The following is a 15,035-nucleotide window of genomic DNA, read 5'->3' as shown; positions in this document are numbered from 1 at the left end:
GTCGCGGGTGGTGGTAGCGGTGGTGCTCGATGCCCAGTACAGGTTGCCGTACGCCATCGATGGACGCCAGACGATGCCGCGCGCCCACCGGCCCGGTTCGCGGGGCCCCGATCGTCGCCCGCCACCCGCGCTCCGGTCGGCCCGGCCGTCGCCCCTCGGCGGCGGCTTTTCGCGTTTTCGGACCACGGGTGGGGCGAAATGCGAAACTTGTCGGCAGTAGGTGTGCGGCTGTCACGGCGCGCAGTTGGAGGTTCGCATGCCGAGCAAGCAACAGGTACTGCGTCTGGTCGACCTCGGCCACGGCTACCCCGAGATCGGCCGGCTGCTCGGCATCCCGGCCGGTCAGGCGTACCTCGTCGCGACCGGGATCCCGGCCGACGGGGGAGACACCGTGACCGGGCGGCAGCGGGAACGACCGGGCATGCTGCCGTCGCACTCGCAACGGCTGGTGAACCCACGGGAGGTCAACCCGAGCCACTCCGAGCGGGTGCACGAGTGGGTACGGACCCGCGCGCGGCAGGAGCGCTCGGCCACCCAACGACCGGACGACGGCCCCACCCACCGGTGACGGTCAGTCCGGCCGGCACCGGTTACCGGTAGAGAGCCGCCACCGAAGACGCGAAGGAGGGTCGGTGCGACAGCCCATCTCCATCGGATCATGGCCGGTCTGGCGTCAGCTCACCGGACCGGACGGGTTCGGCCGGGCGGCCGCCGCCAAGTCCCGGCAGAGCGGATCGCTACCGGCCCGGACCGCCAGCGCCGACCGGGTGGTCAAGTCCATCTGCCCGTACTGCGCGGTGGGTTGCGGGCAGAACGTGTACGTCCGCGACGACCGGGTGGTGCAGATCGAGGGCGACCCGGACTCCCCGGTCAGCCGTGGCCGGCTCTGCCCCAAGGGCGCCGCCACCCTGCAACTCACCACCGGCTCCGGCCGGCTCGACAAGGTGCTCTATCGGCCGCCGTACGGGCGGGACTGGCAGGAACTCGACCTGGACACGGCCATGGACATGATCGCCGACCGGGTGCTGCGTACCCGGCGGGAGACCTGGCAGTGGGAGGTCGACGGGCTGCGGGTGGCCCGCACCATGGGCATCGCCAGCCTGGGCGGCGCGACCCTGGACAACGAGGAGAACTACCTGATCAAGAAGTTGTTCACCGCGCTCGGTGTGGTGCAGGTCGAGAACCAGGCCCGGGTCTGCCACAGCTCCACCGTGATCGGTCTCGGTACGTCGTTCGGCCGGGGCGGGGCGACCACCTTCATGCAGGACCTCCAGCACGCGGACTGCATAGTCATCGAGGGATCCAACTTCGCCGAGGCACACCCGGTCGGCTTCCAGTGGGTGATGGAGGCCAAGGCGCGCGGCGCCACGGTGATCCACGTCGACCCGCGGTTCACCCGTACCAGCGCGCTGGCGGACCTGCACGTACCGCTGCGGGCCGGCACCGACGTCGCCTTCCTCGGCGGGATCGTCAACCACGTCCTGACCGGGGAGCGGGACTTCCGCGAGTACGTGCTGGCGTACACGAACGCGTCGACCATCGTCGACGAGCGGTTCCGTGACACCGAGGACCTCGACGGCCTGTTCTCCGGCTTCGACCCCGACGTGCACCAGTACAGCGCCGAGACCTGGCAGTACGAGGGCACCCAGGAGGCGACCGCGTCCGGCGACCGCGACGAGGCGTACGAGCGGCGGCTGGCCACCCAGCACGCGAAGCACGGTGCCGGAACGGGCGAGAAGCACGGCTCCGGCGGGGCCGCGCTCGACGGCGACCCCCGGCAGGACCCGACCCTGCGCCACCCGCGCTGCGTCTACCAGATCCTGAAACGGCACTTCTCCCGCTACACCCCGGAGATGGTGGAGCGGATCTGCGGTGTGCCGCAGGACGTGTTCGCCCGGGTCTGCCGGCACCTGGTCGAAGCCTCCGGCCCGGAGCGGACGGCCGCTTTCGTCTACGCGGTGGGCTGGACCCAGCACACCGACGGGTCGCAGTTCATCCGGACCGCGAGCATCCTGCAACTGCTGCTGGGCAACATCGGCCGCCCCGGCGGCGGGATCCAGGCGCTGCGCGGCCACGCCAGCATCCAGGGCTCGACCGACATCCCCACCCTGTTCAACCTGCTGCCCGGCTACATCCCGATGCCGCACGCCCACCGGCACGGGAACCTCGATGACTTCATCGACGGCGACGCCGCCCGCAAGGGCTTCTGGGCGAACCTGCGGGCCTACACGGTCAGCCTGCTCAAGGCGTACTGGGGCCCGGTGGCGCAGCCCGAGAACGACTTCTGCTTCGACTACCTGCCCCGGATCAACGGCAGTCACTCGGCGTACGACACCACGATGGAGCAGCTCGAAGGCAACTGCAAGGGCTACTTCCTGCTCGGCGAGAACCCGGCGGTGGGCTCGGCGAACGCCCGGATGCAGCGGCTCGGCATGGCGAACCTGGACTGGCTGGTGGTCCGGGACTTCAGCCTGATCGAGAGCGCCACCTGGTGGAAGGACGGACCGGAGATCGAGTCCGGTGAGCTGTCCACCGACCGGATCGGCACCGAGGTCTTCTTCCTGCCCGCCGCCACCCACACCGAGAAGTCCGGCAGCTTCACCAACACCAACCGGATGTTGCAATGGCACCACCAGGCCGTCGAACCGGCCGGCGACCAGCGCAGCGAACTCTGGTTCATGTACCACCTGGGCCGGCTCGTCCGGGCCAAGCTGGCCGGCTCGACCGACCCCATGGATCGGCCGATCCTCGACCTGACCTGGGACTACCCGACCGAGGGCCAGACCGGTGAGCCGATGGCCGAGGCGGTGCTCGCCGAGATCAACGGCTGGGACGCCGACGGTCGGCCGCTGTCGGCGTACACGGCGCTGCGCGACGACGGCTCCACCACCTGCGGCTGCTGGATCTACTGCGGCGTGTACGCCGACGGGATCAACCAGGCCGCCCGGCGCAAGCCCGGCGAGGAACAGAACTGGGTGGGTGCCGAGTGGGCCTGGGCCTGGCCGGCGAACCGACGGATGCTCTACAACCGGGCCTCGGCCCGGCCCGACGGCCAGCCGTGGAGCGAACGCAAGCGGATGGTCTGGTGGGACGAGGACGCCGGCCGGTGGACCGGGTACGACGTACCGGACTTCGAACCGACCAAGCGCCCGGACTACCAGCCGCCGGAGGGAGCCAGCGGGGTCGCGGCCCTGCGCGGCACGGACGCGTTCATCATGCAGGCCGACGGCCTCGGCTGGCTGTACGTGCCCAGCGGTGTCCTCGACGGCCCGCTGCCCACGCACTACGAGCCGCAGGACTCGCCGGTGCAGAATCCGCTCTACCGCCAGCAGCGCAACCCGGCCCGACTGCTGCGCCCGCACCCGGAGAATCGGTACCACCCCAGCGGTTCCGAGCCCGGCGCGCAGATCTTCCCGTACGTGGTGACCACCTACCGGCTGACCGAGCACTTCACCGCCGGGGCGATGAGCCGCAACGTGCCGTACCTGGCGGAGTTGCAGCCGGAGTTCTTCTGCGAGGTGTCACCGGAACTGGCGACCGAGCGCGGGCTGGAACACGCCGGTTGGGCCACCATCGTCACCGCCCGCAACGCGATCGAGGCGCGGGTGCTGGTGACCGCGCGGATGGCGCCGCTGCGGGTCGACGGCCGGGTGATCCACCAGATCGGGCTGCCGTTCCACTGGGGACCGAACGGTTACAGCCGGGGTGACGCCGCCAACGAACTCTCCGCGATCTCGCTGGACCCGAACTCGCACATCCAGGAGGTCAAGGCGTTCAGCGCGGACATCCGACCGGGTCGACGGCCACGGGGACCGGCCCGCCCGGCCATGGTCCGGGACTACCAGCGCCGGGCCGGGGTCACCGGCCGCACCGGTACGGAGGTGTAGGCGATGGGCTTCGACCTGCGTGAGGCGGCCACCGGTGGAGCCGACCCGGCGACCGTCGGCGGCTACGGCGCACACCCGGAACGGGTCGGCTTCTTCACCGACACCAGCGTCTGCATCGGCTGCAAGGCGTGCGAGGTGGCCTGCAAGGAGTGGAACACCATCCCCGAGGACGGCCTCAACTTCACCGGGATGTCGTACGACAACAGTGTCGGGCTCGGCGCCGACACCTGGCGGCACGTCGCGTTCGTCGAGCAGCCCCGCCAACTCGGCCGGCAGGAGACGTACCTGGCCCCGACCGAGGTGCCGGGCGAGCTGAAGCGGGCGGCGGCCGGGCGTACGCCGGTCTCGCTGGGCCTGCCGGCGTCGGTCCCGCCGGACGGGGCGGTCGGCAGCGTCGCCGAGATGGACTTCCGCTGGCTGATGTCCTCCGACGTGTGCAAGCACTGCACCCACGCCGCCTGCCTGGACGTCTGCCCGACCGGGTCGCTGTTCCGGACCGAGTTCGGCACGGTGGTGGTGCAGGAGGACATCTGCAACGGTTGCGGCTACTGCGTGCCGGCCTGCCCGTACGGGGTGATCGACAAGCGGCCGACCGACGGCCGGGTGGCAAAGTGCACCATGTGCTACGACCGGCTCTCCGTCGGTCAGGAGCCGGCGTGCGCGAAGAGCTGCCCGACCGACTCGATCCAGTTCGGCGAGCTCGACGAGCTGCGGGAGCGGGCCGCCGCACGGCTACGGGCCCTGCACGCCGAGGGGGTGGACAGCGCCCGGCTCTACGGCGCCGACCCGGACGACGGGGTCGGCGGCGCGGGCGCCTTCTTCCTGCTGCTCGACGAACCCGAGGTGTACGGCCTGCCACCGGACCCGGTGGTCACCACCCGGGACCTGCCGGCCATGTGGCGGCGGGTCGGCCTGGCCGCGGCGGGCCTGCTGGTCGGCCTGGTCGCGGTGACCCTGTCCGGTGCCAACACCCCGACGGGAGCGCGACGATGAACCGGACCGACGTACGTCTCGACCGGGCGCCGGACCTGCCGGCCGAGCGGGACGCGGTGGTCGGGTCGGCCGGGCGGCCCGGTCGGCGGCAGCGCGGCGAGCGGCTGATGGTGCCGAAGGCGGACTTCCGCTCGTACTACGGTCGGCCGGTGCTCAACGCGCCGACCTGGCAGGCACCCGACATCGCCGGGTACCTCTTCCTCGGCGGGCTGGCCGGCGCGTCCTCCACCCTGGCGGCGGCGGCCGAACTCACCGGTCGGCCGGCACTGGCCCGGGGGCTCAAGGCCGGCGCGGCCACTGCCATCGCCGGATCGCTCTACACCCTGGTGCACGACCTCGGCCGCCCGGAACGGTTCGTCAACATGCTCCGGGTGATCAAGGTGACGTCGCCGATGAGCATCGGCTCGTGGCTGCTCGCCGGCTACGCCCCGATGGCGATGGCGGCCGCCGCGAGCGCGGTCACCGGGCGGCTTCCCGTACCCGGTCGGTTGGCCACGATCGGCGCGGCGCTGCTCGGGCCGGCCGTCGCCGCGTACACCGGTGCTCTGATCTCGAACACGGCGGTCCCGGCGTGGCACGAGGGCCACCGGGAGATGCCGCTGCTCTTCGTCGGCTCGGCGGCCGCATCGGCCGGCGGACTCGGCCTGCTCGTCGGGCCCGGCGCCGAGTCCGGCCCGGCCCGGCGCGCGGCGCTGCTCGGCGCGGTCGCCGAACTGACCATGACCCGGCGGCTGGAGCAGCGGCTCGGCCCGCTGGCCGAACCGCTGCAACAGGACACCGGCGGGGCGCTGATCCGGGCCGGCAAGGTGCTCAGCGCCACCGCCGCGCTGACTTTGGCGCTGACCGGTGGCAACCGGCGAGCCGGCATCGCGGCCGGCGTCGCCCTGCTCGCCGGGTCGCTGTGCACCCGGTTCGGCATCTTCCACGCCGGCCTCGCCTCCGCGAAGGACCCGAAATACACCGTCGGCCCGCAGCGCGACCGGCTGGCCGCCCGCGACCGGGCCGCGAAGGATCAGACATGAGTACGCTGCGCAAGCACCTTCCGCTGGCCGCGATAGTGGTCACCACCTGCCTCGCGGCCTGTTTCGCCGCCCGCCGCGACCCGTCCGGGTCGGGTACCTCCCGACGGCTCCACAACGCACTGCGGTCGTAAGTCACTCGGGCGAGCCGTGACTGCACGATCCGGCAAGGATCGGCCGCACCGCTGGCGCGTCCGTTCACCCCGGTCCGACACTGTTGACATCGCGATGGCGACGGCGACGGGCGGGACGGTGGCGGAGGCGCGATGACGGCGGAACGGATCGATCCGGCGACAGCGGCGCGTCCGGAGCGCCGGCCGGAACTCGACGCGATCCGTGCCCTGGTCGTGGTCGGACTGGTCTTCTTCCACTCGGCGCTGGTCTTCGACAGCCGGGACGACTTCTACGTCAAGAATACCGAGACCACCGAGGTCACCACGATCTTCGCCAGCCTCGGCGTGGTCTGGGCGATGCCGATGCTCTTCCTCGTCGCCGGCCTCGGCTCGTGGCACTCGCTGCGCCACCGGGGCCCGGCCGGGTTCGCCCTCGAACGGGTACGCCGACTCGGGGTGCCACTGGTCTTCGCCACCGTCACCATCGTGCCGCTGCCACAGTGGCTACGCCTGCGCGCCGATCCCGATTACCACGAGTCGTACCTGCGGTTCCTGCCCCGGTTCTTCGACGTACGCCTCGCGCCCGGCGACTTCCCGTTCGTGCTGCGGGGCGAGCACTTCGAGACCGGCCACCTCTGGTTCGTGGTGCTGCTGCTGGCGTTCTCCCTGCTGCTGGCGCCGGTGGCCGGCTGGCTGCCCGCCGACCGGGCCCACCGGATCCGCGACCGGGCGGCCGGGGCGGTACGGCACCGGGGCGTCGTGCTGCTGCCCGCCGTCGCGATCGGCCTGGTCAGTGCGCTGTTCGGGCTGGAGGAGGGGTTCGCCGCCTGGCACCGCTGGGCGTACCTGCTGTTCTTCCTGGCCGGGTTCGTGCTCGCCGCCGACGAGCGGTTCCGGGCGGCGATGCGGCGCGACGCCGTACCGGCGGCCGTGGCCGGTCTGCTGCTGTTCGCGATCGGGCTGCCCGGCTTCCTGGTCGCGGCGGACAGCGGTGACCCGTTCACCGACCACACCCCGCTCGCCGTCGCCGCCCGCGCCCTGTACGGCGCCACCGGCTGGTGCTGGCTGGTCGCCATCCTGGGCCTGCTCGACCGCCGCCGCCCCGCAGCCGCACCAACCACTTCGGACGGTGTACGGAGCCGGAGCCGACGGCTGTACGACTACCTCGTCGCCGCCGTGCTGCCGCTGTACGTCCTGCACCAGCCGATCGTCGTCGCGGTCGCGTACGGGGTGGTCCGCTGGCGGGCACCCATCGCCGTCGAGTACGCCGCGATCGTCAGCGTCTCGCTCGTGCTCACCGCGCTCGCGTACGACCTGCTGGTCCGGCGGACCAGGCTGACCCGGTTCCTGTTCGGCCTGCGGGGATAGCGGCGGACAGATCCGCAGCGTCACGATCTTGAATCGGTGCGTTGCCGGAGGCTACATTCTTCGAAGTGATCACGATGCTCGATGTGATCGCGCTCGCCGTCCGTACCTATGTCGCCGGTCCGTTCCGGCAGCACCGGAGGTCTCCAATGGACACCAGCGCCGACTCCTCCCCGTCACCGGAACGCTCCCCGTCCGACTCCGCCCTGTCCCGGCGCCGCGCCCTGGCCATCGGCCTCGGCGGTGCCGCCGGCCTCGCCGTCGCCGCTCCGGCGTGGGCCGTGACCGACCAGCGGCCGGGTGCGCACCGCCCGCCGTCGCTCAACCCGGCCGACCGTCTGGTAGCGAGCCGGGTGTCGGCCCGACGGGCCATCGATCACCTGCGGGTCCTCTCCGAGCGGATCGGACCGCGCATCGGCGGCACCGCCTCGGAACGCGCCGCCGCCGACTACATCGAGGACGTGCTGGACGACCTCGGCTACCGGACCACACTCCAGCCGTTCCCGGTCGCGGACAAGTTCCTGGCCCAGCTCAGCTCCCGCCCGGGACTGCCCGACGACCTCAACTGGCAGGTCGGCGCGTCACCGCACGCCGCCCTGAACACGCGGGTCAGCGGCCCGGTGGTCGACGTGGCCGCCGGTGCCCCGGCGAACTATCCCGAGAACGTCACCGGAAAGGTGGTGCTCGTCGACTACGTCGCCGCACAGCGGGAGGCGCTCGTGGCGACCGCGGTGGCGCGCGGTGCGGCGGCCGTGGTCTTCCTCCCGGCCGACCTGGTGGAGCCGCGCCGCGCCTCGGCCTTCGCGCCGACCCTGCCCGGCTCGGCCACCACGCCGGTGCCGATCCCGGTGGTCGGCGTGGCGCAGGCGCAGAAGCACCGGCTCCGGGCACGCCTCGCCGCCCGGCCGTTCACGCTGACCGTCGCCACCACCGCACACCGCGGCCTCACCTCGCACAACGTGCTCGCCGAGCGGGCACCGAGGCGATCCGGCGGCAACGGCCCGGTGGTGATGGTGAGCGCCCACTACGACACCGTGATCGGCGCTCCGGGTGCCAACGACGACGGCTCGGGCACCGTACTGTGTCTGGAACTGGCCCGGGTGCTGCGGTCGCTGCCGACCGACGCGACCATCCGGTTCGGGCTGTGGGGTTCGGAGGAGCAGGGCCTGATCGGCTCCCGGTACTACGTGGCGCAGTTGCCCCAGGCCGAACGGGACCGGATTGTGGCGGTCTACCAGAACGACATGGTCGCGACGAGTTGGGATCCGGCGACCCGCTACTGGCTGCTCTCCTTCGACGGGCTGGCGAACCGGGCGACCACCGAGGTGGCCGCCGCCGCCACCCGGCTCGGCTACGAGCCGCGCATCTCCCCGGTCACCCTGCGCGGCTCCAGCGACCACCAGTCGTTCCAGGAGGTCGGCATCGCCAGCGCCAACTTCTCCTGGCGGGGTGAGGAGTCGCCGGCACTGCTCGAACCGCCGTACCACAGTCCCGAGGACACCATCGCCAAGAACGTCAGCCCCGCCCGCCTCCAGGTCTCCATGGAACTGATCGGCTGCGCCGCCTACGCCACCGCCCGCACCCCCTGACGCGCCTCATCGCCTCGCGACGGGTCCCCGTGATCATTTGTTGCTCAGGCACGCAATCATCAGCGGTTCGCGTGCCCCAGTGCCTAATGATCGTGGGGACCCTATAGGGGCGGGAGGACCAACCTCGCGGCGTGGACGAGGTCTTGCGGTCGTTGGTCGAACGTGGTGGCGGGTTGGTGACGTGGCGGCTGGCGCGTCAGGTGGTGTCGAGGCGGAAGCTGGGCTGGGCCGTCCAGTCGGGCCGGCTACGGCGGGTGCTACCCGAGGTGTACGCGGACGCACGACTCGTGGCCGGCGGCTCGCCGGGTGACGGAGCCTCCCCGCTCACCTGCCTCCAGCCGGCACCGCGCCGCCGAGCTGCGCTGATGTACGCCGACGGGCGCGGCGCACTGAGTCACGCCACCGCGCTCGACGTGTGGGGTCTGCACCGGCAACCCGTCGACGAGCCGCTGCATCTGAGCGTGCCGCATGGGGTCGCCATCCGAGGCAGGCCCGGTCTGGTGGTTCACAGCCGTAGCGAGTTCGAGGTGGCTCCTCCGTACGTGATGATCCGTGCGGGTCTGGCGGTGGTCCGGATCGAGCGGGCGCTGGTCGAGGCGTGGCCGATGCTGTCCCCGGCCGAACGTTCCGAGTCGATGATCCGGGCGGTCAACCAGAGGCTGTCTTCACCGGTCCGGGCATGCCACGGTTCCAGCGCCAGGTGCGCGTCCGGGTGGCCAACCGCACGATGTACCTGGACGTCTACGCCGAACAGGAACGGGTCGCCTTCGAGCTCGACGGAGCCGCCGCACACGGCGATCCACGCCAACGGGAGATCGACCTACGGCGGGACGCCCTGCTCGCCACGCTCGGCATCCTGGTCGTCCGGTTCAGCCATCGCCGCCTGGTCCACGACCCGACCGAGGTACGTCGCGAGATCGTCGCCATCCTGGACCGGCGCCGCTCGCCGCAATAGACGGTGCGCCCTCCGGTGGGGGTGCCAGCGGAGGGCGCACCAGTGTCGCGTTCGAACCGGGTCAGCCGGCGGTCAGCTCGTCGCGGTGGGCCGTCAGGAACTGCTCCAGCGTCTGGACGGTCGGGTTGACCGACCGGGTGAACCCGAGGTCACGCCGGCCGAGGAAAGCCTCCGGGAACTCGGCGTAGTACTGGAACATGTTGCCGTACTCGACCGCGGCGGGGAAGCCGAGAGCGCGGTACGCGTCGTGCGACAGCGGCCGGTAGACAACCTCCTCGCCGAGGACCCGGCTGTACGTCTCGGCGATCTCGGCACCGGTCAGGAACTCACCGGCGATGCCCACCGTACGGTCGACCAGGTCGGTCCCGCTCTTGAAGATTCCGAGTACGGACTTGCCGACGTCCTCGGCGGTGATCCCGGCGATCCGGCTGTCCAGCATCGGCAGTCCGAGCACGAGCCGGCCGCTCTCGTCCCGTTGCGGGCCGACACCGGCGAGCAGGTTGTCCCAGTAGAACGTGGTACGGAGGTAGGTGGTCGGCACGCCCGCGGTGGCGAAGAAGGTGTCGGCCTCCGCCTTGGCGTCGAAGTGCGGCACCTTGAACCGGCCGTCGAGGGTGGGCATCCGGTCGTCGGTCAGCGGGACCGACTCGCGGGTGTCCTCCAGGGTGGACCAGACCACGTGCTCCAGTCCGGCGATCTTCGCCGCGTCGGCGAGGTTCCGCGCCTCGGTCAGCTCCCGCTCGGCCGACATGTGCGCCCAGAAGAAGGTGACGGCGAAGGCGCCGTACGCCCCGTCGAACGCCTTCTCCAGGCTCGGCCGGTCGTACAGGTCCGCCTCGACCACCTCGGCGCCGAGTTCGGCCAGCTCGCGGGCCTTCTCCGAATCGAGGTTCCGGGTGATCGCCCGGACCGCGAACTCACCGTCGGCGAGGATCGCCCGAGTCGCCGCGCCGCCCTGTGCGCCGGTGGCGCCAACCACTGCGATTACCTTCTTGTCGGTCATCTCCGGGCTCCCATTCAATCGATGCTTGCCGATCTGTCTTACAGTCCGCACAACGTGGGTGCCGGTGCTGTTCGTCCCGTTCGGAGGGTGGTGTCCGTCATACCCCCGCCGGGTATCGCGGTCCCGGTCTTCGTTGTTTGCCGACGGCGTCGGAACGGGGGCTGGACAGGCGGCGGCGCACCGGGGCGGCGTACCGGACCATGCGGTGACGTACGACGAATTTGGATCTATCCATGGTCGGTCCCGGCGCCTATCGTCTGATCATCCGCTCGGGTGATCACCGGGGCGGACCTGGGTGTGAAGACGGCGCCGATCGCATCGGGCCGGCGCCCGAGTCCCGAGGAGACAGAGTTGACAAACCCCTCGTTGTCCGCGATCCGCGACCGGGCCGCGCCCCGGCCCCGGCTGGCCGCACTGGTGGTGGCCAGCCTGGCCGCCGCCCTGCTACCGGTACTGGTCGCCGCCACCCCGGCCGCCGCCGCGCCGGCCCAACCCCAGACCCCGTGGGCGAAGATCGGCGGCAACCTCACCGCCGCCCGGTCCGGCAAGGCAATCGACATCCAGGCGAAGCGGCTCGCCGGATTCAGCCTGGACCGGGCGCTGCTCGAATCCGAACTGGACCGGGCGCCCCGGGAACGCGCGGCGAACAGCGCCCGGACGGCGCCGCTGGTGGTCTCGCTGCCCACCCCGGAGGGCGACCTCCAGCGGTTCGAACTGGTCGACTCGCCCGTGATGGAAGCCGGGCTCGCGGCAAAACACCCCGAAATCAAGACGTACGCCGGTCGGGGCCTGGACGACAAGACCGCGACCGTACGCGCGGACCTCACGCCGTTGGGCTTCCACGCCTCGGTCCGCTCCGAGCGGGGAGTCTGGTTCGTCGACCCGTACTACCACCTCGACCAGAGCGTGTACGCCAGCTACTACGGCCACGACCTCGTCAACCCGACCGAGTCGCCGGCCGAACTGGAGGACGTCGAGTCGGCGGCGGAAGCGGTGACCGAGCAGGTCGAGCCGGCCGAGGCCGGGCCGACGGTGACCCTGCGCACCTACCGGCTGGCCCTGGTGACCGATCCGTCGTACGCCACCTTCTTCGGCCCGGAGAACGTCACCGCCGCCAAGGTGACCCTGGTCAACCGGGTCACCCAGGTCTACGAGGACGAAACCGCGATCCGGCTGGTGCTGGTCGACGAGACCGACCGGACCAACCTGAACACCGCCGCGCTGGCCACCGAGCCCAACGGCCCGTGCGGTACGGCCGCCTGCTTCACCCCGGCCCAGATCGCCTCCTGCGGCAGCGGCACGCTGAGCCGCAACCAGATAGTGCTCGGCCAGCTGATCGGCGCCGGCAACTACGACGTCGGCCACATCGGTCTCGGCGTCAACGGCGGCGGCGTGGCCGGACTCGGCGTGGTCGGCGGTGCCACCAAGGCGCGCGGCTGCACCGGCCTGCCGACCCCGGTCGGTGACTTCTACGCCGTCGACTACGTGGCGCACGAGATCGGGCACCAGTTCGCCGGCAACCACACCTTCAACGGCACCCAGTACAACTGCTCCGGTGGCAACCGCAGCGCCGCGAACTCGTACGAGCCGGGCAGCGGGTCGTCGATCATGGCGTACGCCGGTATCTGCCAGCAGGACAACCTCCAGCCGCACAGCGACCCGTACTGGTCGCAGCGCAGCTACACCGAGATCACCACGTTCGTCGGCTCCACCCGCCCGTTGATCAACGAGGTGCAGACCGCCGCCCTGCGCGGCTTCGACACCGACGGCGACTCGTTCACTATCGGCTACGCGGGCCGGGAGTCGGCGCCGATCGTCCGGGGCGCCAACTACACCACCGCCGGGATCAAGGCCGCAATCGAGTCGATCCCGGACTGGCCGGCCGGTGCCACAGCCGCCGTGGCGGCGTTCGGCGGCACCGGCACCCTGGACGACACCGGTTTCCAGGTCACCTTCAACGCCGGCCCGCTCGCCGCCGTCAACGTCGAGTCGCTCGCCATCACCGCCACCACCGGCGCGTCCGGCTCGGTCGGGGAGACGGTCAAGGGCGGTGCCGTGGACAACGGCGGCTGGCTGGTCGAGCAGACCGCGAACCGGGCACCGGTGGTGACCGTGCCGGCGTCGTACACCATCCCGACCCGTACGCCGTTCACCCTCACCGGCGGCGCGACCGACGCGGACGGTGACACCGTCACGTACCTGTGGGAGCAGAACGACCGGGGCGGCATCAGCGGTGGCAGCACCGCCGGCACGGCGCTGGTCAACAACACCAAGACCAACGGTCCGCTGTTCCGCCAGTTCGGCACCGCGGCCGTGGTCAGCCCGACCGACACCCTGGAGTACTACTCGCCGGGGCTGAACGCCGTCGACACGAACCCGACGCGGGTGTTCCCGGACGTGGCGCAGATCGCGGCGAACAACACCAACGCACGAACCGGCGCCTGCCCGGCGGCACCGCCCGCGCCGCCGACCGGCGGGGCGACCAACGTGCCGGCGGCGATCATCGACTGCTTCTCCGAGTTCCTGCCGACCGCCGACTGGGTCGGCTTCGACAACAGCCGCACCATGCACTTCCGGCTCACCGCCCGCGACGGGCACCCGGGGGCCGGCGGGGTCGGCAGCGCGGACACCGCGCTCGTCGTCGCCCCGACCGCCGGGCCGTTCCTGGTCACCTCGCAGACCGGTACGGGCACCGTCGTCGGCGGCTCGACGCAGGCGGTCACCTGGGACGTGGCCGGCACCGACGCCGCGCCGATCGGCGTGACCGAGGTCAAGATCTCGCTCTCCACCGACGACGGGGCGACCTTCCCGTACGTGCTGGCCGAGCGGACGGCCAACGACGGCAGCGCGGCGGTGGCCGTACCGAACGTCGCCACCACGACGGCGCGGATCAGGGTCGAGGCGGTCGGCAACGTCTTCTTCGACCTGAACGACGACCGGATCACCATCAAGGCCGGGCCGCAGGTGTCCGACGACGCACCGGCCGGCGGCGCGACCGTGCAGTACAGCGACGGCGTCTCGCCGGAGGTGCACGTTGGCGCCACCGACCCGGACAGCGACGGCGGGGCGCTGTCGGCGACCGCCACGGGACTGCCGAGCGGGCTCTCCCTGGCACCCGGCACCCCCTCCGAGGCGGGCACCCGCCCCGGTACCCGGCAGTGGACCGTTGCCGGCGCCACCACCGCCGCACCGGGCGACTACCCGGTCAGCGTCATCGTCACCGACGAGACCGGCGGTACGGCCACCACCACGTTCACTATCCGGGTGGTCCGGGAGAACGCCGAGGTCACGTACACCGGCGACAGTCTCGCGTACGGCCGCAACGGCACCACCGTGTCACTGCGGGCGACCGTCCGGGACGGTTCGGTGGCCGGTGACCCGGCCGACTCCCGACCGGGGGACATCCGTACCGCGACGGTGACGTTCGCGGCCGGCGGCCGGACGCTCTGCACCGGTGTGGTCGGGCTGCTCGTGCCGGCCGACACCAGCACGGCCTCGACGAGCTGCGAGGCGGCTCTGCCGGTCGGCAACCACCAGGTCACGGTCACGGTCGGCGGCAACTACGCCGGCACCGCGAGCGCCCGGGTCGAGGTCGCCCGGCCGGAGACCCGGGCGGTGATCGGGGCGGGCACGCTCACGCCGACCCGGTCGGCCGGCGCCTACCCGGTCGACCGGGGCTCGCGGGCCGACTTCTCGCTGCTCGTGGCCCAGGCCGGGAGCGGTGGGGGAGCCACCGGACTGGCCACGGTGACGTTCAGGTCCGGCGGCCGGCGGTACGAGATCCGTAGCACCGACATCAGGTCGTTCGGTGCGCGTACCGGCGCCGGCGCGGACGTGCTGGAGTTGCGGAGTCGGGCCGGGCTGTTCGACGTCACCGATCCGCGGCGGGCCGTCGCGGTCGGCACCGGACTCACCCTCCGGTTGACCGCGACCGACCGTGGGCTGCTCAGCTCGAACGACGGTCTGGGCATCACCCTGACCGACGGTGAGCGGCTGCTGCTCTCCTCGGACTGGACCGGGGCGCGGACCGGGGAGATCAAGGTTTCCGGCGGGACGATCCTGATCCTGTAGTCGCACCGTCCCGTACGCGGGGAAAGGGTGGCCGACCCCG

10 protein-coding genes are annotated in these 15,035 nt (G+C 71.7%); 9 read left to right on the top strand and 1 reads right to left on the bottom strand.

Features of this window, described 5'->3' with window-relative positions; genetic code table 11:
- The first annotated feature begins 256 nt into the window (after positions 1 to 256).
- The 8 genes from OG792_RS18255 to OG792_RS18220 all read left to right on the top strand — a co-directional run bounded on the left by OG792_RS18255 (position 257) and on the right by OG792_RS18220 (position 9,921).
- A complete protein-coding gene (locus OG792_RS18255; protein WP_329100427.1) occupies positions 257 to 568 on the top strand; it encodes a hypothetical protein in 312 nt (103 codons plus the stop codon).
- A 64-nt stretch (positions 569 to 632) separates the two neighbouring features.
- Positions 633 to 3,887: a formate dehydrogenase gene (gene fdh, locus OG792_RS18250; protein ID WP_329100425.1), complete on the top strand. Its 3,255-nt coding sequence runs from the start codon at positions 633 to 635 to the stop codon at positions 3,885 to 3,887.
- 3 nt (positions 3,888 to 3,890) lie between these two features.
- The gene (locus tag OG792_RS18245) at positions 3,891 to 4,880 is read left to right on the top strand and encodes a 4Fe-4S dicluster domain-containing protein (protein WP_329100424.1); all 990 of its coding nucleotides are present in this window, start codon (positions 3,891 to 3,893) and stop codon (positions 4,878 to 4,880) included.
- Positions 4,877 to 5,902, top strand: a complete 1,026-nt coding sequence (gene nrfD / locus OG792_RS18240; RefSeq protein WP_329100422.1) for an NrfD/PsrC family molybdoenzyme membrane anchor subunit — start codon at positions 4,877 to 4,879, stop codon at positions 5,900 to 5,902. Before OG792_RS18245 ends, nrfD begins: the two co-directional genes overlap by 4 nt.
- The gene (locus OG792_RS18235; RefSeq protein ID WP_329100419.1) at positions 5,899 to 6,033 is read left to right on the top strand and encodes a hypothetical protein; all 135 of its coding nucleotides are present in this window, start codon (positions 5,899 to 5,901) and stop codon (positions 6,031 to 6,033) included. The genes nrfD and OG792_RS18235 overlap by 4 nt, the downstream gene beginning before the upstream one ends.
- Before the next feature lie 132 nt (positions 6,034 to 6,165).
- Positions 6,166 to 7,380 (top strand): acyltransferase family protein, encoded by a 1,215-nt coding sequence (locus OG792_RS18230; RefSeq protein ID WP_329100417.1) that lies wholly within the window; start codon positions 6,166 to 6,168, stop codon positions 7,378 to 7,380.
- Positions 7,381 to 7,454: 74 nt separating this feature from the next.
- Positions 7,455 to 8,966 (top strand): M28 family peptidase, encoded by a 1,512-nt coding sequence (locus OG792_RS18225; RefSeq protein WP_329111315.1) that lies wholly within the window; start codon positions 7,455 to 7,457, stop codon positions 8,964 to 8,966.
- A 679-nt stretch (positions 8,967 to 9,645) separates the two neighbouring features.
- Entirely contained in the window at positions 9,646 to 9,921 is a 276-nt protein-coding gene (locus OG792_RS18220) for a DUF559 domain-containing protein (protein WP_329100415.1), read from the top strand.
- 61 nt (positions 9,922 to 9,982) lie between these two features.
- On the opposite strand, the gene OG792_RS18215 is transcribed toward OG792_RS18220, so the two are convergent.
- Positions 9,983 to 10,924, bottom strand: a complete 942-nt coding sequence (locus tag OG792_RS18215) for an NmrA/HSCARG family protein (RefSeq protein ID WP_329100413.1) — start codon at positions 10,922 to 10,924, stop codon at positions 9,983 to 9,985.
- 351 nt (positions 10,925 to 11,275) lie between these two features.
- On the opposite strand from OG792_RS18215, the gene OG792_RS18210 reads away from it, so the two are divergent.
- Positions 11,276 to 14,995, top strand: coding sequence for a M12 family metallo-peptidase (locus OG792_RS18210; RefSeq protein WP_329100411.1), 3,720 nt, complete (start codon positions 11,276 to 11,278; stop codon positions 14,993 to 14,995).
- Positions 14,996 to 15,035 lie beyond the last annotated feature (40 nt).

Source organism: Micromonospora sp. NBC_01699, from assembly GCF_036250065.1.
GTDB lineage: Bacteria > Actinomycetota > Actinomycetes > Mycobacteriales > Micromonosporaceae > Micromonospora_G.
This window is presented reverse-complemented; position numbering and strand designations above follow the sequence as displayed.